Below are 21,446 nucleotides of genomic sequence, written 5' to 3' on the forward strand. Positions count from 1 at the left end.
TGCCTAGGGTCGGAGGCATGACCGCGCCGACCACACACCCCACGTACGCAACCGGACCAGACCTCGACGGCCGTACCGCGCTCGTCACGGGCGCGGCCGGCGGCATCGGCCGCGCCTGCGTGCTGCGGCTCGCGGCCGCGGGGGCCAAGGTCAGAGCCGTCGACCGGGACGCGGAAGGGCTCGCCGCCCTCACCGAACAGGCGCGGGGCCTCACCGGCGCGGTGGAGCCGCGGACCCTCGACCTCACCGACCTCGACGCCGCCGAGCAGGTCGCGGCGGGCACGGACATCCTGGTGAACAACGCCGGCCTGCAACTGGTCCGCCCCCTGGAGGACTTCCCTCCCGACGTCTTCCACACCGTCCTCACGGTGATGCTCGAAGCGCCGTTCCGGCTGATCCGGGGAGCGCTCCCGCACATGTACGGGCAGGGCTGGGGGCGCGTCGTCAACATCTCCTCCGTGCACGGGCTGCGCGCCTCCCCGTACAAGTCGGCGTACGTCGCCGCCAAGCACGGGCTCGAAGGGCTCTCCAAGACGGTCGCCCTGGAAGGCGCGGAGCACGGCGTCACCTCGAACTGCGTCAGTCCCGGGTACGTCCGCACCCCGCTCGTGGAACGGCAGATCGCCGACCAGGCCGCCGCCCACGGGCTGCCGGAGGAACGGGTGCTCGCCGACGTACTGCTCAAGGACTCCGCACTCAAGCGCCTCCTGGAGCCCGACGAGGTCGCCGAGGCGGTCGCGTACCTGTGCGGCCCCCAGGCGTCGTTCATCACGGGAACGTCGCTGCCCCTCGACGGCGGCTGGACCGCTCACTAGCTGGTTGAGTGTCTCCATGTCCCACGATCAGCCGCAGAGCGGCAGCGAGGTCCCGTACCTGGAACTCCTCGCCCGCGGGGCGGCCGCCGACGCCTACGAGCGGCCCGTGCTGGTCGCCCGCGCGGACGGCGCGCCCCCCGAGGCGCTCGCCGCCCTCGAAACCGCCAAGACGCACGCCCTGCGGGTACGCGCCGAACTGGAGGGGCGCCGGCGGCGCGAGGCCGAGCTGTCCGCCCTCTACGAGACCGCCCACGACCTCGCCGGGCTGCGCGACCTCGACGCCGTACTGGCCGCGATCGTGCAGCGGGCACGGTCGCTGCTCGGCACGGAGGTCGCGTACCTGAGCCTCAACGACCCGGTGGCCGGTGACACCTACATGCGGGTCACCGAAGGGTCGGTGTCGGCGAGGTTCCAGCAACTGCGGCTCGGCATGGGCGAAGGGCTCGGCGGGCTCGTCGCCCAGACCGCACGCCCCTACGCGACCGAGAGCTACTTCGACGACCCCCGTTTCCAGCACACCTGGACCATCGACTCCGGCGTACGCGACGAAGGGCTCGTCGCGATCCTCGGCGTACCGCTGACCCTCGGCAGCCAGGTGATCGGCGTCCTGTTCGCCGCCGACCGGAGGGCCCGCGTCTTCGAGCGCGAACAGATCGCCCTGCTCGGCTCGTTCGCCGCACACGCGGCCGTCGCGATCGACACCGCGAACCTGCTCGCGGAGACGCGGTCCGCGCTCGCCGAACTGGAGAAGGCCAACGAGATCATCCGCGACCGCAGCGGCGTCATCGAGCGCGCTTCGGAGGTGCACGACCGGCTGACCGAACTCGTGCTGCGCGGCGGCGGCGTCCACGACGTGGCGAGCGCCGTGTCCGAAGTGCTGCACGGGAAGGTCGAGTTCAAGGAGACCGGCGGCGAGCCCGAGGGCGCGGAGGGCCACGCCGTACGCCGGGGCGACGACTGGGTGGTGAGCGTCTCGGCCGGCGGCGAGCTCCTGGGCGCCCTCGTCCTGCACGGGCAGCCCGAGCTCGACCCGGTCGACCAGCGCACGCTCGAACGCGCCGCCATGGTGACGTCGCTGCTGCTGCTGGCCCGGCGCTCGGCCGGCGAGGCCGAACAGCGCGTGCGTGGCGAACTCCTCGACGACCTGCTCGACGCCCCCGACCGCGACCCCCGCCTGCTGCGTGAACGCGCCGCCCGCCTGCGCGCCGACCTCGACGCGCCCCACGTGGTGCTGGCCGCCCGCATCGAGGCTCCCCGGGCCGCCTCCGTCGAGCACGAGAGCGTGGACCGCGGGCGGCTGTGGTCCGCCGCTTCGCACCTGGCGGCGACCGGGCACGGCCTGGCGGCGGCCCGCGACGGCGGCACGGTGCTGCTGCTCCCGCTCGGCAGCGGCGACAGCGCCGCCGCTCTCGCCCGCCGGACGGCGAAGCACCTGGGCGGCGCCCTGCGCGAGCCCGTCACGGTCGGCGCCTCGGGGCCCGTGGACGCCCCCGCGGCACGGCCCGGCACGGTGGCGGCGGCGTACGAGGAGGCACGCCGCTGCGTCGACACGCTCCGGCTGCTGGGCCGTTCCGGGGAAGGAGCGGCGGCGGAGGACTTCGGGTTCCTGGGGCTGCTGCTCGCGGACAGCCGCGACGGCCGTTCCGGGGGCGCCATCGATGCGTTCGTACAGCGCACGATCGGCGAGGTCGTCGCGTACGACCGGCGCAGGGGGACCGACCTGGTGCGCACCCTGGACGCGTACTTCGCGTGCGGGATGAGCCCCGCCCGCACGAAGGACGCCCTGCACGTCCACGTCAACACGGTGGCGCAGCGCCTGGAGCGCATCGGCAGGCTGCTGGGCGGCGACTGGCAGTCACCGGAGCGTGCCCTGGAGGTGCAGCTCGCGCTGCGGCTGCACGGACTGTCGTCGGCGATGCGGCACTGAGAAAACAGCCGTTCCCGGGAACGTCCGCCGACGTTCCCGGGAACGGCTCTGCCGCGTCCGTCCACTCAGCCGGTACGGGCGCCGCTTTCCGCCCGCACGACGGCGTCCTCGTCCGCGCCGGGCTCCGCCGTGATGTCCCCCAGGTCGCGGTTGCGGGTCTCCTTCGCGCAGCCGACGGCGACCACTGTGACGAGCGCGGCGGCGATCACGTACAGGGCGATGGGAGTCGCGCTGCCGTAGCTCGTGAGGAGGGCCGTGGCGATCAGCGGCGCCGGGGCGCCGGCCGCGACGGACGAGAACTGCGCGCCGATCGAAGCACCGGAGTAGCGCACACGGGTCGCGAACATCTCGGAGAAGAAGGCCGCCTGCGGCGCGTACATCGCCCCGTGGAAGACCAGTCCGACGGTCACGGCGAGCAGCAGGTTCCCGAAGGTCCCCGTGTCGATGAGCATGAAGAACGGGAACATCCACAGACCGACGCCGACCGCGCCCATCAGGTAGACCGGCCGTCGCCCGAGCCGGTCCGAGAGGGCGCCCCACGCGGGGATCACGGCAAAGTGGACGGCCGACGCGATCAGCACGGCGTTGAGCGCCGTCTGCTTGCTCAACTCCACCTCCGTCGTCGCGTAGACGAGGATGAAGGCGGTGATGACGTAGTAGCTGATGTTCTCGGCCATACGGGCGCCCATCGCGACGAGCACGTCGCGCCAGTGGTGACGCAGGACGGCCACAAGGGGCATCTTCTCCGCGACGGTGGAGACGCTCTTGCGGGCCTCGGCCCGGGCCAACGCGGCCTTGAAGACGGGTGACTCGTCGACGGAGAGACGAATCCACAGGCCCACGAGCACCAGCACACCCGACAGCAGGAACGGTATGCGCCAGCCCCACGCCACGAACGCGGAGTCCGACAGCAGCGCGGTCAGGGCCGACAGCACACCGGTCGCGAGCAACTGCCCGGCGGGCGCGCCGGTCTGCGGCCAGGAGGCCCAGAAACCGCGTCGCCCGGCGTCCCCGTGCTCGGACACCAGCAGAACCGCCCCGCCCCACTCGCCGCCGAGCGCGAAGCCCTGGACGAGCCGCAGCACGGTGAGCAGTACGGGCGCGGCGAAGCCGATGGTGGCGTGCGTCGGCAGCAGGCCAATCGCGAACGTGGCGCCGCCCATCAGCAGCAGGCTCAGCACCAGCAGCTTCTTGCGGCCGAGCCGGTCGCCGTAGTGCCCGAAGACGAGCGCCCCGAGCGGCCTGGCGGCGAAGCCGACCGCGTACGTCAGGAAGGCGAGCAGCGTTCCGACGAGGGGGTCGGACTCGGGAAAGAAGAGCTGGTTGAAGACCAGCGCGGCGGCGGATCCGTACAGAAAGAAGTCGTACCACTCGATGGTGGTCCCGATGAGGCTGGCGGCGACGATGCGCTTGAGTGAACTGGGCGTTGGGGGAGCGGTCGAAGGGGCGGCCATGAGTACCACTTCCGGACAGTTGGCGGGGACGTTTCCGTGTCGCCACACCGTAGAAACACGCAAGTCGGCGTCCCATGTGGCGGGACACCATAGTTCCGGAAGCGGCTGTGCCCGCAGCCACCATGACAGGCACTCGCGAACGGCCGTGAGGGGTGAAGCGGCTTCGGCGCGCTTCCAGACTGTTGTTGCTCGTGGAACAGCGCCTGCATCAGCGGATCGGTCATGCCGTCTTCCCGGGGCTACTCGGCCGGGAGCGGCCCCTGCTCCGTTCGACAGCCATGGCGCCCTGCCGGACAATTTGAGGTGTGTGAGGAGGGGCCATGAGTATCCGCATAGCCACATTCAACTGCGAAAACCTCTTCCAGAGGCCCGTCGTCTTCGGTAGCGGGAACGACCCTGTACGCGACGCCGTGCTTGAGGACTTCAGGAAACTTGTGGAAGTTCTGGAGCGCGACACGTATACGGATGACGACAAGAGAAAAATCATTGACCTTCTCAAAAAGCACAGCGTCGATGTCTCGCAGGACATATCCACCCAGACGATCCTGGTGAACGAGCCGCGCGGAGGGGCCCGGCTGCTCAAGGGCGAGGGCAGGAACATCGGGGTCAGGGCCGAGGTCACGGGGCGGTCCGCCTGGGTCGGCTGGGTCGAGCTGGTCAAGGACGACCTCAGCTGGGACGCCGTCAGGAACACCGCCAGGGTGATCGCCGAGGTGAACGCCGACATACTGCTGACGGTGGAAGTCGAGGACCGGCTCACCCTGCACCGCTTCAGCAAGCAGGTGCTTGCGGGTCAGTTCGAAGCGGAACCGTATGCGTTCAACATGCTGATCGACGGCAACGACATTCGCGGCATAGACGTGGGGTTGTTCAGCCGGCACCCGATCACCTCCGTACGCTCACACATCTTCGACAAGAAGGATTCCCGGGACATCTTCAGCCGGGACTGCCCGGAATTCGAGATCGACATCGACGGCGTACCGCTCTGGCTCCTCGGAAACCACTTCAAGAGCAAGCGCGGCGGAGGCGGCGACAAGCGCAAGCTCCAGGGCGAGCGCGTCGCCCAGCTCTACCAGGCCGCGCTTGAGCGCTCGGCCCATGTGGTAGTCGCCGGGGACCTCAACGACACCCCGGGCAGCCCGCCGCTCGCGTTCCTCGAGGCCACCGGCCTGAAGGACGCGATGGAGCACGGCAGTTACGCGGGGCCTCCCGGCACCCATGGGAAGTGCACGCACCCCAACGACAAGATCGACTACCTGATGCTCTCGCCGGAGCTGTTCGCCAGGGTGGACGAGGTCGAGGTGGAGCGGCGTGGGATCTTCGAGTTCGGCACCCCGTTCGACACCATGACCGGACCCGGCGACCAGGCTTCCGACCACGCCGCCATCGTCGCCGAACTCGACCTGTAGAGGCAGCCCAGCGGCACGGCAGGGCTCCGGGGAAGAGAAACGCTCTCTGCGCGCCCCCACCCCCGTCATCGTCGTACCTGCCGAGCGGCGACATCGTCGCCGCCATGCTCGATGGCGAGGCCAGCAGCTTCATCGAGCTCACTGCAGAGGGCTACTGCACGGTGAGCGACTCCGGGTGGGCTCCCGCGCCCCACAGTAGAAGGCGCGGCGACAGCCATAGCGTAGCGAGCGCATGCGCACGGCTTTTGCTAAACCCGCACTTAACTGAACTGGTTAACTAGACAACGTTGTCAACGCCCGGCACAGTGTCGGTCACGCCTCCTCAGCCGCACTGTGACGAAAGGGTCCCAAGCGATGGTGTACGGAGCACTCGACATCGGCGGTACGAAGATCGCCGGAGCGCTGATCGACGCCGACGGCCGCCTGGTCGCCAGGTGCCAGTACGCCACCCCGGCCCAAGGCCCGGCGGACGAACTCACTGGCGGAGCACCGCGACTGGGACGCTCTCACCTGTCTGGGCATCGGCAGCGCCGGTCCCGTCGACACGGTCACCGGTACGGTCAGTCCGGTCAACATCCCGGCCTGGCGCTCGTTTCCGCTCGTGGACCGCGTCCGCGCCCACCCGAGGGTGCCGGCCGGTATCAGGCCGCTGCTCGTCGGTGACGCGGTCGCGATGGCGGCGGCCGAGCACTGGATGGGCGCCGCCCGGGGCGTGGACAACGCCCTGTGCATGGTGGTCTCCACCGGCGTGGGCGGCGGGCTCGTCCTGAACGGCGCCTTGCACGCCGGTACTTCGGGGAATGCCGGGCACATCGGCCACATCACCGTGGACCAGAACGGGCCGCTGTGCCCGTGCGGGGCGCGCGGCTGCGTGGAGCGGTTCGCCAGCGGCACGGCCATCGCCGCCCACGCGCTGGAGTCCGGGTGGACGCCACCGGCCGGTGTGGCGCCGACGGCGGCCGCCGTCGAAGCCGCCGCGCGGCAGGGAGATCCGCGGGCGCTCGCCGCGTACGACCGGGCCGCGAAGGCCCTGGCCGCGGCCATCGCCGCGACGATCAACCTGGTCGAACTCGACCTCGTGGTCATCGGCGGCGGCGTCGCCCAGGCTGGGGAGACGCTGTTCGGCCCGCTCCGCCGCCACCTCGACGACTACACGGTCCTCGACTTCGCCCGCGACGTGCCGGTCGTGCCGGCGGGGCTCGCTCTGGACTCCGGACTGATCGGCGCCGCGGCCGCCGCCGCGGCTGCCGCCGGTCTGACCGGGGCGGGCGAGGATGCCGTCGCCCTGCCGGCCGCCCGTCCGTAGGTCGTAGGCCGCAGGCCCTGCATTTGTCACCAACGGCGAACCGCCGTCAGTGCCGCCGTTTCCGTTGCCCGACAACGGCAAACCGCCGTCAGTGCCGCCTACCCCATGGCCTGGCAACGCCGAACCGGTCCGTATGCGCCAGCTTCCGTTGCCCGGCAGCGGCGACCTGCCGTCAGCGCCGCCTACCCCATCACCCGGCAACGCCGAACCGGTCCTTATGCGCCGATCCCCTCCGTCGCCCGGCACCGGCGAACCACCGTCCGTACGCAGCCAGCCCCTCTGTCGCCCGGCACCGGCGAACCGCCGTCCGTACGCAGCCGGCCCCTGCGTTGCCCAGCGCCGGCGACCGCCGTCCGTACGCCACCGGCCCCTCCGTGGCCGGCGCCGGCGATCACCCCTGCCGACTCCCCGCCCGTAAGCCCCCTGCCCCCAGAAACGCAGACGTCATGGACCTCCTCCTCAACACCGTCCAGCCCTATGCCTGGGGCTCCGCCACCGCGCTGCCCCGCCTGATGGGACTGGCGCCCACCGGGGAGCCCCAGGCCGAGCTGTGGATGGGCGCCCATCCCGCCGCGCCCTCGCGGGTCGAGCGCGACGGCACCGAGCTGCCGCTCGACCGCCTCCTCGCCGCCGACCCGGCGAACGAGCTCGGCGCGCCCAGCCTGCGCCGGTTCGGGCCCCGGCTGCCCTTTCTGCTGAAGCTGCTCGCCGCGGAGTCCCCCCTCTCCCTCCAGGTCCACCCGGACCTCGCCCAGGCCGCGGCGGGCTTCGACGTGGAGAACGCCATGGGTGTCCCGGTGGACGCCCTGCACCGCAACTACCGGGACAGGCACCACAAGCCGGAGATGATCGTCGCCCTCACGCCGTTCGACGGGCTCTGCGGTTTCCGGACGCCCCGTCAGTGCGCCCACCTGCTGGACGCGTTGCGCGTGCCCGGCCTCCACCCCTTCGTCCGCACGCTGCGCACCGGCGCGGAGGACACCGCCCTGAAGGACGTATTCATCGCCTTCCTCTCCCCGGACACCGGTCTCCTCGCGGACGTCACCGGTGCGGTGGCGCGCGAGGCCGACCGAGAGAGCCCATACCGGGCGGATTTCGCCGCCTACCTGGCGATCGCGCGAGCTCACCCCGGAGACCCCGGCCTGCTGCCCGCTCTGATGCTCCGCCGTGTGACGCTCGCTCCCGGGGAGGCGCTGTTCCTCGGGGCGGGCGTCCCGCACGCCTACCTCTCCGGTCTCGGAGTGGAGATCATGGCGAGCTCCGACAACGTCCTGCGCTGCGGGCTGACGAGCAAACACGTCGACCGGGAGGAACTGCTGAAGGTGGTCCGCTTCGGCGCACCCCCCACCCGCGTCCTCGCTCCCCGCGTGGAAGGGGAGGAACACGTCTATCCCGCGCCCGTGGACGACTTCCGCCTCTCCCGGATACGGCTCCGTGCGCGGGCGGCCGCCCGACCGCTCGACAGCGGCTCTGCGCAGATCGTTCTGTGCACGGACGGCGAGGCCCACCTCACCTCGGTCGGCACCTCCCTGCGGATCGGACCCGGCCGCGCCGCCTACGTGCCCGCCCGGGAGCGGGTCACCGTGGTGGGGGACGGGACCGTTTTCCGTGCCACCGCCGGCCTGAACGGCAGTCGGCGATACGACGGAGTCAGCGCCGCCGACTAAACTTAACCGGTTCTGTTCCGGCTATTGTTTTCGGTCTCCGTGCAGCCCTAGCCTTTCGTCAGTCGCCCGGCGGCCGCGGAATTGGCCGTCGTGGAAACCGGATCGCGCGAATGGCGCGACCGGCCCGACGACATTCCGACCGCTGTCCCGGCCCGAGCCGCAGAACCGGACCGGGCAGCGGGGTACCGGCCGGGCCGGGCGCCGTACGCGCACAGCTCCGAAGGCGCCGGGGAACCTCGCTCGACGCTGTCCGAGATCCCTGTCGGGCCGGCCGCAACACACCCTCCACACAAGGAACAGCGGTATGCCGCGGACCTCACGGCCACGGCATGCGCGCGACCGAATCGGGAGCACCCATGAGCAGGAAAATGGCCGCCGCGGCGGGAGCGCTGCTGGCCGTCGTCGCCACCGTGCTGGCCCCGCCCCTCCAAGCCCGGGCGGCGGAGCCGGCCGCCACCGGTTTCCACGTGAGCGAGGGCCGGCTCCTCGACGCGAACGGCAACGACTTCGTCCTCCGGGGCGTGAACCACGCCCACACCTGGTACTCCGCCACGACCGGCCGGGCGCTCTCCGACATCAAGGCGCTGGGAGCCAACTCGGTCCGCGTCGTGCTCAGTACGGGCGACCGCTGGACGAAGAACGACGCCGCCGACGTCGCCGCCGTAGTCGGTCGGTGCAAGGCCAACCGGCTCGTCTGCGTCCTGGAGGCGCACGACACCACCGGTTACGGGGAACAGAGCGGGGCGGTCTCGCTGTCCGACGCGGTCGACTACTGGACCGAGGTCCAGAGCGCGGTCAAGGGGCAGGAGAAGTACGTCGTCATCAACCTCGGCAACGAGCCCCACGGGAACACCGGTTACACCGCCTGGACCGCGGACACCACGAACGCCATCACCCGGATGCGGGCCGCCGGATTCCAGCACACCCTCATGGCCGACGCCCCCAACTGGGGGCAGGACTGGTCCTTCACCATGCGGGACAACGCGCCGAGCGTCTTCGCGGCCGACCCGCAGCGCAACACGGTCTTCTCGATCCACATGTACGGCGTGTACGACACCCCCGCGGAGGTCCAGGACTATCTCAGCCGGTTCACCGCCCGGCGCCTGCCCGTCGTCGTGGGGGAGTTCGGTGACGCCCACTCGGACGGAAACCCTGACGAGGACGCCATCATGGCGACCGCCCGCCAGCTGAACCTCGGTTACCTCGGCTGGTCCTGGAGCGGCAACGGCGGCGGCGTCGAATACCTCGACATGGCCACCGACTTCGACGCGAGCCGGCTGACCACCTGGGGCAAGCGGCTGTTCGACGGGCCCGACGGCGTCAAGCAGACCTCCCGCGAAGCGAGCGTGTACGGCAGCGGCGGCGGAGCCGACACCCAGGCGCCCACCGCCCCGGGCAGGCCCACGGCCTCGGACGTGACCTCCACCGGAGTGCGGCTGACCTGGCCCGCGGCCACGGACGACACCGGCGTCGTCGCCTACGACGTCGTACGCGTCGACGGCACCCGGGAGACGCCCGTCACCACCAGCACCACGACCGGTGCCACGCTGACCGGTCTCGCCCCGGCCACCGCCCACACCTTCGCCGTCCACGCACGGGACGCGGCGGGCAACCGCTCCCCGCGGTCCGCCACGGTCACCGTCACCACCACCGGCGGCCCGGCCGCGGGGAACTGCACCGTCTCGTACCGCCTGGACGACTGGGGGAGCGGCTTCAACGCGAACGTCACCCTCCGCAACACCGGCGCCCAGGACATCAAGGGCTGGCAGCTCGACTTCGCCTTCCCGGGCGGTCAGACGCTCAACTCCGCGTGGAACGCCAAGGTCGTCCAGCAGGACGACCGAATCCGCGCGACCCCCGAGACGTGGACCGCCACCATCCCGGCGAACGGGACGGTGAGCTTCGGGCTCAGCGGATCCTCCACCGGCGGCAACGGCGTCCCCGCCGCCTTCACCCTGAACGGCGCCGCCTGCACCAAGGCCTGACCCGGCCCGCCGAAACCCGGCGGCCTCCGCCCTTGCCGCACCGGCCCCGGGCGGAGGCCGCCCCCGGACCACCTCCCTCCGGCCGCGTCCGCCACCGCCTGCGCGACCGGCCCCGTACGAAGGACCCGTCACCATGCCGTACGCCGACCTGCCCGCCGGCCACCCCGCCACGCGCGCCCGACTCCCGCAGGAGCCGGCCGACTTCGACGACTTCTGGACCGAGACCCTGCGGCTGTCCCGGGGCGCCGGCGGAAAACCGGAACTGACCCCCGTCCCGGACGGGTTGCTGGTCACCGTCGACGTGTACGACGTCCGCTTCCCGGGCTGGCGCGGGCAGCCCGTCGCCGCCTGGCTCGTCGTCCCTTCGCAGGCCGAGCAGCCGCTGCCGACGATCGTCACGTACGTCGGCTACACCGCCGGACGCGGACTGCCCACCGACCACCTGCTGTACGCGTCGGCCGGTTACGCCCACCTCGTCGTCGACAGCCGCGGCCAGGGCCACGACACCCCGGACGTGCACGAAGCCACCGGCACCCAGTGGGTCCACGGGTTCATGACCCGCGGCATCGAGGCCCCCCACGACCACTACTACCGCCGCCTGATCACCGACTGCGTCCGCGCCGTGGACGCGGCACGCCTGCTGCCGCACGTCGACGACGCCCGGATCGTCGTCCAGGGCACCAGCCAGGGCGGCGGACTGGCCCTGGCCGTCGCCGCCCTGGCCGGCCGGGCGGTCGCCGCCGCGCTGCCCGACGTCCCCTTCCTCTGTCACATGCGGCGCGGGGCCGAGACGGCGACGGAGGGCCCGTACACCGAGCTCGTCGACTACCTGCGCCACCACACCCGGCACGCCCCGGAGGCGGTGTTCGACACGCTCGCGTACTTCGACGGCGTGCACTTCGCACGCCGTGCCACGGCCCCCGCCCTCTTCAGTGCCGGGCTGATGGACCCCGTGTGCCCGCCGTCGACCGTCCACGCCGCCTACGAGCGGTACGCGGGGGACAAGGACATCAGGGAGTGGCCCTTCGCCGACCACGGCGGGGGACAGGGGGCCACCGCCGTGGAGCACCTGCGCTGGCTGCGCGAGCGCGGCCTCGGGCCCGTCGGCCCGTGACCCGGTGACCGGCACGACGCGGGGCCGTGCCTCCCCGGGAGGCACGGCCCCGTCCCCGGACGCGCTAACGCCGCGGCGGTCCCGTGGACCCGCGGGGCGTCAGCGACGGCGTCGGCACCTGGAGCGACCCGTCGGCCGAACCGCCGATCACCTCGAACAGGCGGCGAGCGACTTCCGCGCCGAAATGGTGCACGTCGTGGCTCATCGCCGACAGCGGCGGATGCGTCAGACGGCACAACTGGGAGTCGTCCCAGGCGACGAGGGACACGTCGTCCGGCACGCTCAGCCCCATCTCGGCGGCGACCGCCGCGCCTGCGACGGCCATGATGTCGTTGTCGTACACGATCGCCGTCGGCCGGTCCGGCGTGAGCAGCAGACCGCGGGTCGCCCGGGCGCCCTCCTCACCGGCGAAGCCGGTGGCGATCTGGCGGCGGGGGTCGAGACCCAGTTCGGCCATCGCCGCCTCGAACGCCGCCCCGCGGATGCCGCTGTGCCCGAGACCGGCCGGGCCGCCCACGCGGGCGACGCGCCGGTGGCCGAGCGCCGCCAGGTAGCGCACGGCCTCGGCCACCGCCGTAGCGTCGTCCGTCCACACGGACGGGAAGCCGCCCGTCAGCGACGGATGCCCGACCGCCACCGCCGGCAGCCCGACGGCCCGCAGCGCGGGGACGCGGGGATCGTCCTGGTGGAAGTCGACCAGGATGGCGCCGCCGACCATCTTGCCGCGCCACCACCCCTCGTACAGCGAGATCTCCTCGCGCAGATCGCGTACCAGGCGCAGCAGGAGCGAACACGAGCGCTCCGCGAGGACGCTCTCGATGCCGGAGATGAACTCCATGTAGAAGGGTTCGAGGCCGAGCAGCCTCGCCGGGCGGCAGATGGCCAGACCGACGATGTCGGTCCGCCGGCTGGACAGGCTCCGCGCGGTCTGGTGCGGGGTCCAGCCCAGTTCGTCGGCCACCTCGAAGATCCGCTGCCGGGTGGTGCGGGAGACCCCGGGCCGGTTGTTGAACGCCATGGAGACGGCGCCCTTGGAGACGCCGGCGCGTGCGGCGACATCGTTGATGGTGACGCGCGGGACAGCGGGGCTCACGCCGGGGCCACACTGAACAGCGCGGCCCGGACGGCCGCGGGGTCCACGCCCTCGTCGCAGCCGGTCACCCGGATACGGGCCTCCTCACCGGGCAGCAGGGTTCGCAGGCCAGTGTCCGCGACCGCCCCGGCGCCGAGCCGGTCTGCCTGCAACAGGAGGTCTCTGACCAGGGTGTGCGCCGTCACGACGATGTCGAGCGCGCCGGGCCGCCCGGTCACGGCTTCGGTGCGGACGTCGTACCGGGCCCGGGGGTGGGCGAACTCCTTGTCCGGTACGGAGAAGTGCACCGCGCGCAGCCCGTCCGCGTCGGCGACAAGGAACTCCTTCGGCGAGCCGGGGGCGGGACGAAGCTCCTGCGGCGGCACCGCCCTGGCCACCGACCGCGCTCCGGCCGCCACCTCGACGACGGCTTCCCGCAGCACGCGGCCGTCCGCTTCGAGCAGCCGCAAGGTCACGGCCGCGGTCCACGGGGCGGCGGACTGGTTGTCGACCACCAGCACCGGCCCGTCCTCGCCCGGCAGCAGGGTGAGCAGACGGTCGGCGTACACCCGGCGCAGTTCGTGGTGGAGCGGCTTGAGACGGCCGTCGCCGTCGACGGCGGCCCACGAGCTGACCGGCCAGCAGTCGTTGAGCTGCCAGACGACCGTGCCGGCGCACACCGGCCAGTGCGCCCGCCAGTGCTCGACGCCCGCCGCGACGGCTCGGGCCTGCACGACCTGGGCCAGGTAGTGCCAGCGGTCGAAGTCGCCCTCCGGAAGGGCGAAGTGCCGCGCGATGCCGCGGTTCAGCTTCCCGTTGCCGTCCTCGGCCTTCTGGTGGTGCAGCATTCCGGGGGAGTCCGGGGCGAGTTCCTCGCCGGGCAGGGCGCGCCGCAGCGTGGCCAGGGCGGGCGGTGCCTGCCAGCCGAACTCCGCCACGAAGCGGGGCACGCTCGTCCGGTACTCGGCGTAGTCCTGGCGGTTCCACACCTCCCAGGAGTGGTGCGTGCCGTGCCGGGTGTCGTTGGGGTGGTGGTCCCAGGAACCCGACCAGGGGCTGCCCGCCGTGTAGGGGCGGGTCGGGTCCAGTTCCGCGACGATCCGGGGCAGGACGCCGAGGTAGTACCCCTCGCCCCAGGAGTCACCCGCAAGGCCGGACTCCCAGTCCCAGTCGCGGAAGCCCCACAGGTTCTCGTTGTTGCCGTTCCACAGCACCAGGCTGGGGTGGGGCATGAGCCGGACAACGTTGTCGCGCGCCTCCGCCTCGATCTCCCCGCGCAGCGGCTGCTCCTCCGGGTAGGCGGCGCAGGCGAAGAGGAAGTCCTGCCAGACCATCAGGCCGAGTTCGTCGCAGGCGTCGTAGAAGGCGTCGTCCTCGTAGATGCCGCCGCCCCACACCCGGACCAGGTCGACGTTGGCCTGCGCCGCCTGGACCAGCCGCTCCCGGTACCGCTGCGGGGTGACGCGGGACGGCAGGACGTCGTCCGGGATCCAGTTGACGCCCCGGGCGAAGATGCGCACCCCGTTGACGACGAAGGTGAAGCCGGTGCCGTGCTCGTCGGCGGACCGGTCGATCTCGACGGTCCGGAACCCGATCCGGCGCCGCCAGGTGTCGAGTGCGTCCCCCTCGTCGAGCAGCGTCACGTCCAGCTCGTACAGGGGCTGTTCGCCGTGGCCGCGCGGCCACCACAGCAGCGGATCGGCGATCTCCAGGCGCAGCACCGCCTCGTCGCCGGTGAAGGAGACCTCGTCCGCGCACCCCCGTACGGTGGCACGGGCGGTGAGCGGACGTGCGCCGCCCCGCGCGGTCCGCTCCACCCGCAGCCGCACCTCCACGCGCCCCGTCCCCCCGTCGACCGTGACCAGCGGGCGGACCTGGGCGAGCCGGGCCGTGGACCAGTGCTCCAGCCGCACCGGACGCCAGATCCCGGCGGTCACGACCGTCGGGCCCCAGTCCCAGCCGAAGTTGGCGGCCATCTTGCGGATGTACTGGAAGGGCTCGGGGTAGACGTTCGGCCGCTCACCGGTCCGCGCGCGGACCGCCGCCACCTCGTCGTACGCGGAGGCGAAGAGCACCTCCACGGCGCCCGTGCGCCCCGTGACGTCGAAGCGGTGGCCGCGGTGCATGTTGCGCGTCGTACCCAGGACCTCGCCGGCGACGGTGACGGTGGCGGCCGTGTCCAGGCCGTCGAAGACCAGGTCGGTGCGCTCGTGCGTGCTGCCGAGGGCCAGGTCGGTGACGTACGACCAGGCCCGTCTGCCGACCCAGGCGACAGCGGTCTCGTTCTGCCCGAGGAACGGATCGGGTATGACCCCGGCGGCCAGCAGGTCGGTGTGAACGCAGCCGGGGACGCGGGCCGGAAGCAGCGCCTCGTCGTGGCGCAGACTCCAGCCGTCGGACAGCTGGGTGACGTCCTTCATGATGTGCGGCTCCTATCGCCTGACGAGGCGGGGTGCGGGGTGCGACGCGGACAACCTAGCCGGATCACCTCACCGTGTCCATGAACCGGTAAAGCTCGGTTCAGTGACGCTATGTGGTCAGCAGGGCCCTGCGTTTGCAAGGAAGTTCCGCCCCGACACCGGGTGTCGGTAACGATTGGGCATCACGCCGGAAACGAGCACTTTACCGGTTCACTTCCGGCTGACATAGTGCCGACATCCCTCCCGTAGACCTGGGCCGTAACCCTGAAGGAGTTGGGCACATGGGTAAGACGAAGACGCTCGCGGGCGTGCTTCTCACCGCCACGATGCTGACCGTGGCCGGATGCAGCGGTGGAGGCGGCGCCTCCGGCGAGACGGCGGCCGCCCCCGCCGACCCGGGTGCCGTCTCCGGTGAGATCAAGGTCCTCACCCACCGGACCGACCTCGTCCAGAACGGGACGATGAAGCGGTACGCCACCGAGTTCAACAAGACCCATCCCGAAGTCAAGGTGACCTTCGAGGGCATCACCGACTACGAGGGCGAGATCAAGATCCGCATGAACACCAAGGCGTACGGTGACGTGCTGATGATCCCCGCGGTGGTCGCGAAGAACGACTACCCCAAGTTCTTCGCCCCGCTCGGGACCACGGCGGAGCTCGCCGGCACTTACCGGTTCAGCGACAAGACCGAGGTCGGCGGCAAGGTGTACGGCATCGCCCAGTTCGGGACGGCCAACGGCTTCGTCTACAACAAGGCCCTGTGGAAGAAGGCGGGCGTCACCGAGTGGCCGAAGACGCCCCGGGAGTTCACGGCCGCCCTGAGCGCGGTCAAGGAGAAGACGGACGCCGTTCCGTACTACACCAACTTCAAGGACGGCTGGCCGCTGGTCCAGTGGACCTCCAACGTCGGCTCGGTGACCTGTGACGCGATGGCCACCGACGAGCTGGCGGGCGCGGTCTCGCCCTGGCGGGAGGGCGGCGAACTCCACACCGTCGACTCGCTCCTGCACGACATCGTGCGGCGGGGGCTGTCGGAGAAGGACCCGACCACCACCAACTGGGAGACCTCCAAGGGGCTCCTAGGCAAGGGCGAGATCGGCGCCATGATGCTGGGCTCCTGGTCGATCACCCAGATGCAGGCGGCGGCGAAGGACGCGGGCGCTTCCCCGGACGACATCGGTTTCATGCCCTTCCCGGCCCAGAAGGACGGGAAGTACTGCGCGACGCTCGTCTCCGACTACCAGCAGGCCGTCAGCATCCACTCCGCGCACAAGCCGGCGGCCCGCGCCTGGATCGACTGGTTCACGGGGGAGTCCGGCTACTCGGAGAAGGAGGGGGCGGTCCCGGCGCTGAAGTCGGCGCCCATGCCGGCCACGCTCAAGGACTTCGTTGACAACGATGTCACCTTCGTGGAGCGGTCCGAGGCCGCGACCGGCCCGGTCAACGCGATCGACAACGCCGCGGAGATCGGCCTCAACAAGCACGACTACCGGCAGAAGCTGATCGACATCGCGCGCGGAGCCCAGAAGGGCAGCCTCCAGGACTACTTCGCGGAACTCGACAAGAAGTGGGACGAGGCAGCGAAGACCGCCGGCTCCTGACCCCGCGGACACGGGCCCCGGCGGCGTACGACCCGACCGGGGCCCCACGCCCTCCCGCAACCGCGGACACGAAAGGCCGACATGACCGAGACGACCGACACCGCGCCCCGGGCCGCCTTCGCGGGCACGCGGCGCCCACTCCGAGAAGTCCGCGGGAGGCGACGCCGGGCGGCGCGGCATCCGGGTGCCCGGACGCCCCAGGGGCGCTCCTGGCGTCACTCCCCGCTGCGGCGGGCCACACCGTGGCTCTTCCTCGCGGCGCCTCTGACCCTGCTGATCACGTTCACGTACGTGCCGGTGGCGAGCATGATCTCGTACAGCTTCACCGACTGGGACGGCGTCAGCCCCGACCGGAACTTCACGGGCGTCGACAACTACGTGCAGATCTTCACCCGTCCGGAGCTCTTCCGGGTGTTCCTCGTCAGCGGCTACTACCTGGCCGCCTCCGTCGTCCAGACAGCCGTCGCGCTGTACTTCGCGGCCGTTCTCAGCTTCAACCTGCGCTTCCGCAACTTCTTCAAGGGGATCCTCTTCTTCCCCTATCTGGTCAACGGCGTCGCGATCGGTTTCGTGTTCCTGTACTTCTTCCAGGACGGCGGCACGCTCGACTCCGTGCTGTCCTGGCTCGGCGTACGGACGGACCACGCCTGGCTCGGTGACCCCGCCTCGGCCAACGTCTCGCTCGCCGGCGTCTCCGTATGGCGTTTCACCGGACTGAACTTCGTGCTCTTCCTCGGCGCGATCCAGTCCATCCCCGGCGAACTCTACGAAGCGGCCCAACTGGACGGCGCCGGGAAGTGGCAGCAGTTCCGGCACATCATCGCCCCGAGCATCAAACCGGTGCTCAGTCTCAGCATCATCCTGGCGATCTCCGGCTCCCTCTCGGTGTTCGAGATCCCCTACATCATGACCGGCGGCGCGACCGGCACGTCGACCTTCGTCATCCAGACGGTCAAGCTCGCCTTCCAGTTCAACAAGACGGGCCTGGCCTCGGCCGCCGCCGTGGTGCTGCTCGCGATCATCCTGCTGATCACCTGGATCCAGCGCCGCCTCGTGCCCGACGACAAGGTGGACCTCGTATGACACCGGACCTGAACGCCGCCCCGGCCGCCCGCTTCACGCCCGCCGTCCGGAGCCGCCGCCTCCCCCTCGGGACCGCCCTGACCTATCTGACCCTGATCTGCGCCTCACTGGTGGTCCTGCTGCCGCTGGCGGTCGTCCTCCTCACCTCGCTCAAGACGTCCGAGGAGGTCTCCGACGGGAGCGCGCTCTCCCTGCCCGGCAACTGGCTGAACGTCGACAACTACGTCACCGCCTTCACCGACGGCCACCTGCCTGCCGCCTTCGGCAACACCGCGTTCATCCTGGTCTTCTCGATCGGCGGCACGGTGATCATCGGCTCCATGACGGCCTACGCGATCGACCGGTTCGCGTTCCGCGCCAAGAAACTCGTCATGGTGCTGTTCCTGGTGGCGACGCTCGTGCCGGGTGTGACCACGCAGGTCGCGACCTTCCAACTGATCAACGGCTTCGGCCTCGTGGACACCCGCTGGGCGCCGATCCTGCTCTACATGGGGACGGACATCGTCTCCGTCTACGTCTTCCTGCAGTTCATCCGCTCCATCCCGACGTCGCTGGACGAGGCGGCCCGGCTCGACGGCGCGAACGCCTTCACCATCTACCGCAAGATCATCTTTCCGCTGCTCAAGCCGGCCGTCGCCACCGTGGTGATCATCAAGGGGATCACCACCTACAACGACTTCTACATCCCGTTCCTCTACCTGCACTCGGAGGAGCTCAGTACCGTCTCCACCGCGCTCTTCCGCTTCAAGGGGCCCTTCGGAGCGCACTGGGAGGCCATATCGGCCGGCGCGATCCTCGTGATCCTCCCCACCCTGATCGTCTTCCTGCTCCTCCAGCGGTGGATCTACAACGGGTTCGCACAAGGCGCTACCAAGTAGCCGGCGGCCGGCGGACGTTCCGGCGGGAACGGGTCAGGCGGTACGCGGCGGTGCGGTGCTGCCCCGGGGCACGAGCCGGGCGTACCCCTCCAGCACGTCGGTGACGCGCTCACCGGCGACGAGGGAGAGCAGCGCCTCGGCCGCGCGGGCTCCGTAGGCACTGATGTCGCGGGACACCGCGGACAGGGCGGGGCGTACGACCCGCGTGAGCGGCGACTCGTCCCAGGCCACCAGGGACAGGTCGCCCGGGATACCGAGACCGAGCTCCTGGGCCACCGAGAGCGCCGCGACCGCCATGATGTCGTTGTCGAAGACCATCGCGGTGGGGCGCTGCGGGCCGATGAGCAGGCGGCGCGCCGCCCGCGCCCCCTCGTCGCCGGTGTAGTCGGTGTGGACGACGACGGGCTCCGGCAGGTCCGCCTCGCGGCAGGCGTCGAGCATCACGGCGTCGCGTGCGGCGGTGTGGGCCAGCTCGGCGGGTCCGGCCACCCGGGCGATGCGCCGATGGCCGAGCGTGGCCAGGTAGCGCACGATCTCCCGCACGCTCTCGCCGTCGTCGGACCACACGGAGGGCGAGGAGCCCGAGGTCTCCGGCGGGCCGACGACCACGGCCGGCAGTCCCATCTCCTCGACGGCGGGTACGCGCGTGTCCGACGAGTGCAGGTCGACCAGGAACACCCCGTCCACCCGGCCCTCGCCCCACCAGCGCCGGTGCACCGCGATCTCCTGCTCGTGGGTCTCGACCATCTGAAGCATCAGCGCGTACGACCGGGCGGAGAGCACGCCCTCGATGCCGCTGACGAACTCCATGAAGAACGGCTCGACACTCAGCGTCCGGGCCGGCCGGCGCACGACCAGACCGACGGCCTGCGCCCGCGCCCCGCTGAGGACCCTGGCCGCGCTGTTGGGCCGCCAGCCGAGCTCTTCCGCGATGGCCTTGATGCTCGCCCTGGTCGCGTCGGACACACCGGGCTGGTCGTTGAGGGCGTAGGAGACGGCCACTTTGGAGACGCCCGCGCGCCGCGCGATGTCCGCCATCGTCGGCCGCTTCACTCGCCACGCCTCCAGCCCGCTCAGGTCCTCGCCTTTCGCGGGTGACTCTACCGGCCGGCGGACGGCCGGGCCGCCGGGCGCCGGGCGTCACCCGTACCGCGGGCCGGGCGCGACGGCGGGTTCCCCTCCCACGGGGAGCGGGCCCGATGCGCGGCCGCTGCCGCAGGCTCCACCGGGCCCGCGGGCGCGGCGACTTCGCGAGCGCGCGTCCTCGCCCGCCGCTCCCGGCTCACTGCACGGCGCGGTCCTGAAGGGCCGTCTGCCAGGCGGGCGGCGGCTCCTGCGGGTCCGGTCGCGGGCCGCGCCCGCCGCGCTCGAAGAACTCGGCGAGCGGGAGGATGCCCGCTCCACCGTGACGGCGTCCGGGCCCAGGGTGCCGAGACGGATCCCGACCCGGGCGGCCGGACGGGCCGGCGCGTACGAGGTGGCGTGCGCGCGGACCGACTCCAGGAACCGGTTGCCGAGCTGGAGTCCCGCCCAGCCGTCCGGCTTGAAGAAGAAGGCGTGGCGGTCGCTGCCTCGGGCCGTCCCGTACACGCGCACGTGGAGGGCGGTGCCGGAGAGGTTCAGCCTCTCGTGCCGCCGCTGCCCGCGGTGGTCGTGCGCGCGGTGGACCAGGTGGTGCCGTCGCCGGAGAGCCCGATGCGGTACGCCTTCGCGTACGCGGCCTCCCAGCGCAGCACGACCTGGCTGACGGCCGCGGACGCGCCGAGGTCGATCCGTATCCACTGCGGGTCGGAGGCGGTGCTGGACCAGCGGGTGCCGGTGTCGCCGTCGACGGCGGCGGTGGCGGGCGTTCCGTAGTGCTCCTGGCGTCCCAGGCCGCTTCCGTCCGCCGCATGCACGTCCAGGGCGGACTGAACCTGGTGCCGAACCGCTACGGGTGGCCGAGGCCGTGCCCGCACCAGTGGGCCGGCGTACGCGACCGGGGGTTTCACGCCGAAGGATGAACACGATCGAGCCATGTCCGCGAGGGCGGAGGTCGCGGGCCCGGTGAGTGCGGTGCGCCCTCCCGGCGTCGTCGCTGCGGAGCGCCGCCCTCGTGTCCGCCGTCCGGGCCACGGCCGGGCGCCCCCCAGCACGGCCGAAAGTGACAACGTGCGCGTTGACTTGCCCAACTAGTGCAGATTCACTAGATGAACACTGGTGTCCTCGCACTATCTTGAGGTTGGGATGCGACAGCTGGTCACAGGGTGCCCGTCCGCGGGAGGGGCTCGTGGCGGAAATCCGTGGTGTGCGGTGCGGCCTGCGGGCGCGGGGAGGTGCGCGGCGCCGTGACCCTGCGCGCGTTCGAGTCGTACGCCGTCTCCGGGCCGGGAGACGCCCGGGTGACGCTCGTCGGCGAACTCGATCTGGACACCGCCCCGTACCTGCACAAGGCGGTGGCGGCCTGTCTCGCGGAGCGGCCGAAAAGCCTGTGCCTCGATCTGACCGGCATCTCGTTCTGCGACTGCGCCGGCGCCAACGCCCTGCTGCGCGCGCGGCTCTCCGTCCTCGTGGCGGGCGTCGCCCTGGCGGTGGAAGGCGTCGGGGCCCAGCCGGCCCGGCTGCTCGCCATGATCGGGGCCGGTGAGGTCCTGACCGGCGGCACCGGCGGCACCGGCGGCACCGAAGGGGCGGGCACGGTTCCGGCCTGCCGGGAATGACGGGCGGCAGCGTCCC

General features: G+C 71.5%; 14 protein-coding genes and 3 pseudogenes. 11 read left to right on the top strand and 6 right to left on the bottom strand.

Annotated elements, in window-relative coordinates; all coding sequences use genetic code 11:
• Positions 1 to 17: 17 nt before the first annotated feature.
• Together ACWGH0_RS18465 and ACWGH0_RS18470 are read left to right on the top strand one after the other, a co-directional pair.
• Positions 18 to 815, top strand: coding sequence for a 3-hydroxybutyrate dehydrogenase (locus tag ACWGH0_RS18465; protein WP_453405216.1), 798 nt, complete (start codon positions 18 to 20; stop codon positions 813 to 815).
• Positions 816 to 831: 16 nt separating this feature from the next.
• The gene (locus tag ACWGH0_RS18470) at positions 832 to 2,742 is read left to right on the top strand and encodes a helix-turn-helix domain-containing protein (protein ID WP_453405217.1); all 1,911 of its coding nucleotides are present in this window, start codon (positions 832 to 834) and stop codon (positions 2,740 to 2,742) included.
• Between the two features lie 65 nt (positions 2,743 to 2,807).
• Here the strand turns inward: ACWGH0_RS18470 and ACWGH0_RS18475 are convergent, their stop codons facing one another.
• On the bottom strand, positions 2,808 to 4,196 hold the full coding sequence (locus tag ACWGH0_RS18475) for an MFS transporter (protein ID WP_453405218.1): 1,389 nt from the start codon (positions 4,194 to 4,196) through the stop codon (positions 2,808 to 2,810).
• 320 nt (positions 4,197 to 4,516) lie between these two features.
• On the opposite strand from ACWGH0_RS18475, the gene ACWGH0_RS18480 reads away from it, so the two are divergent.
• From ACWGH0_RS18480 to ACWGH0_RS18500, 5 genes and pseudogenes are all read left to right on the top strand, one after another.
• Positions 4,517 to 5,605, top strand: coding sequence for an endonuclease/exonuclease/phosphatase family protein (locus tag ACWGH0_RS18480; RefSeq protein WP_453405219.1), 1,089 nt, complete (start codon positions 4,517 to 4,519; stop codon positions 5,603 to 5,605).
• A gap of 354 nt (positions 5,606 to 5,959) precedes the next feature.
• Positions 5,960 to 6,911, top strand: a pseudogene (locus ACWGH0_RS18485) (ROK family protein).
• Positions 6,912 to 7,357: 446 nt separating this feature from the next.
• Entirely contained in the window at positions 7,358 to 8,578 is a 1,221-nt protein-coding gene (manA, locus tag ACWGH0_RS18490) for a mannose-6-phosphate isomerase, class I (protein ID WP_453405220.1), read from the top strand.
• Positions 8,579 to 8,934: 356 nt separating this feature from the next.
• Positions 8,935 to 10,563 carry a cellulase family glycosylhydrolase gene (locus ACWGH0_RS18495; RefSeq protein ID WP_453405221.1) on the top strand — a complete coding sequence of 543 codons (1,629 nt, stop codon included), beginning with the start codon at positions 8,935 to 8,937 and terminating at the stop codon, positions 10,561 to 10,563.
• Between the two features lie 133 nt (positions 10,564 to 10,696).
• Positions 10,697 to 11,677: an acetylxylan esterase gene (locus ACWGH0_RS18500; RefSeq protein WP_453405222.1), complete on the top strand. Its 981-nt coding sequence runs from the start codon at positions 10,697 to 10,699 to the stop codon at positions 11,675 to 11,677.
• 64 nt (positions 11,678 to 11,741) lie between these two features.
• Here the strand turns inward: ACWGH0_RS18500 and ACWGH0_RS18505 are convergent, their stop codons facing one another.
• On the bottom strand, positions 11,742 to 12,770 hold the full coding sequence (locus tag ACWGH0_RS18505) for a LacI family DNA-binding transcriptional regulator (RefSeq protein ID WP_453405223.1): 1,029 nt from the start codon (positions 12,768 to 12,770) through the stop codon (positions 11,742 to 11,744).
• On the bottom strand, positions 12,767 to 15,169 hold the full coding sequence (locus tag ACWGH0_RS18510; RefSeq protein WP_453405224.1) for a glycoside hydrolase family 2 protein: 2,403 nt from the start codon (positions 15,167 to 15,169) through the stop codon (positions 12,767 to 12,769). Before ACWGH0_RS18510 ends, ACWGH0_RS18505 begins: the two co-directional genes overlap by 4 nt.
• A gap of 281 nt (positions 15,170 to 15,450) precedes the next feature.
• Between ACWGH0_RS18510 and ACWGH0_RS18515 the strand changes: the two genes are divergently transcribed.
• From ACWGH0_RS18515 to ACWGH0_RS18525, 3 genes are all read left to right on the top strand, one after another.
• Entirely contained in the window at positions 15,451 to 16,770 is a 1,320-nt protein-coding gene (locus ACWGH0_RS18515; protein WP_453405225.1) for an ABC transporter substrate-binding protein, read from the top strand.
• Positions 16,771 to 16,851: 81 nt separating this feature from the next.
• Complete coding sequence (locus tag ACWGH0_RS18520; RefSeq protein ID WP_453405226.1) at positions 16,852 to 17,853, top strand: carbohydrate ABC transporter permease; 1,002 nt, start codon at positions 16,852 to 16,854, stop codon at positions 17,851 to 17,853.
• Positions 17,850 to 18,731, top strand: a complete 882-nt coding sequence (locus tag ACWGH0_RS18525) for a carbohydrate ABC transporter permease (protein ID WP_453405227.1) — start codon at positions 17,850 to 17,852, stop codon at positions 18,729 to 18,731. Before ACWGH0_RS18520 ends, ACWGH0_RS18525 begins: the two co-directional genes overlap by 4 nt.
• 33 nt (positions 18,732 to 18,764) lie before the next feature.
• On the opposite strand, the gene ACWGH0_RS18530 is transcribed toward ACWGH0_RS18525, so the two are convergent.
• From ACWGH0_RS18530 to ACWGH0_RS18540, 3 genes and pseudogenes are all read right to left on the bottom strand, one after another.
• Positions 18,765 to 19,784, bottom strand: a complete 1,020-nt coding sequence (locus ACWGH0_RS18530; protein ID WP_453405228.1) for a LacI family DNA-binding transcriptional regulator — start codon at positions 19,782 to 19,784, stop codon at positions 18,765 to 18,767.
• Positions 19,785 to 20,013: 229 nt separating this feature from the next.
• Positions 20,014 to 20,267 (bottom strand): annotated as a pseudogene (locus ACWGH0_RS18535) (sugar kinase); the annotation flags it as partial.
• A 30-nt stretch (positions 20,268 to 20,297) separates the two neighbouring features.
• Positions 20,298 to 20,749, bottom strand: a pseudogene (locus ACWGH0_RS18540) (discoidin domain-containing protein); the annotation flags it as partial.
• A 309-nt stretch (positions 20,750 to 21,058) separates the two neighbouring features.
• Here ACWGH0_RS18540 and ACWGH0_RS18545 point away from each other — a divergent pair.
• Positions 21,059 to 21,430: an STAS domain-containing protein gene (locus ACWGH0_RS18545; protein WP_453405229.1), complete on the top strand. Its 372-nt coding sequence runs from the start codon at positions 21,059 to 21,061 to the stop codon at positions 21,428 to 21,430.
• Positions 21,431 to 21,446 lie beyond the last annotated feature (16 nt).

The sequence above is a fragment of the Streptomyces sp. NPDC054887 genome (assembly GCF_053610585.1).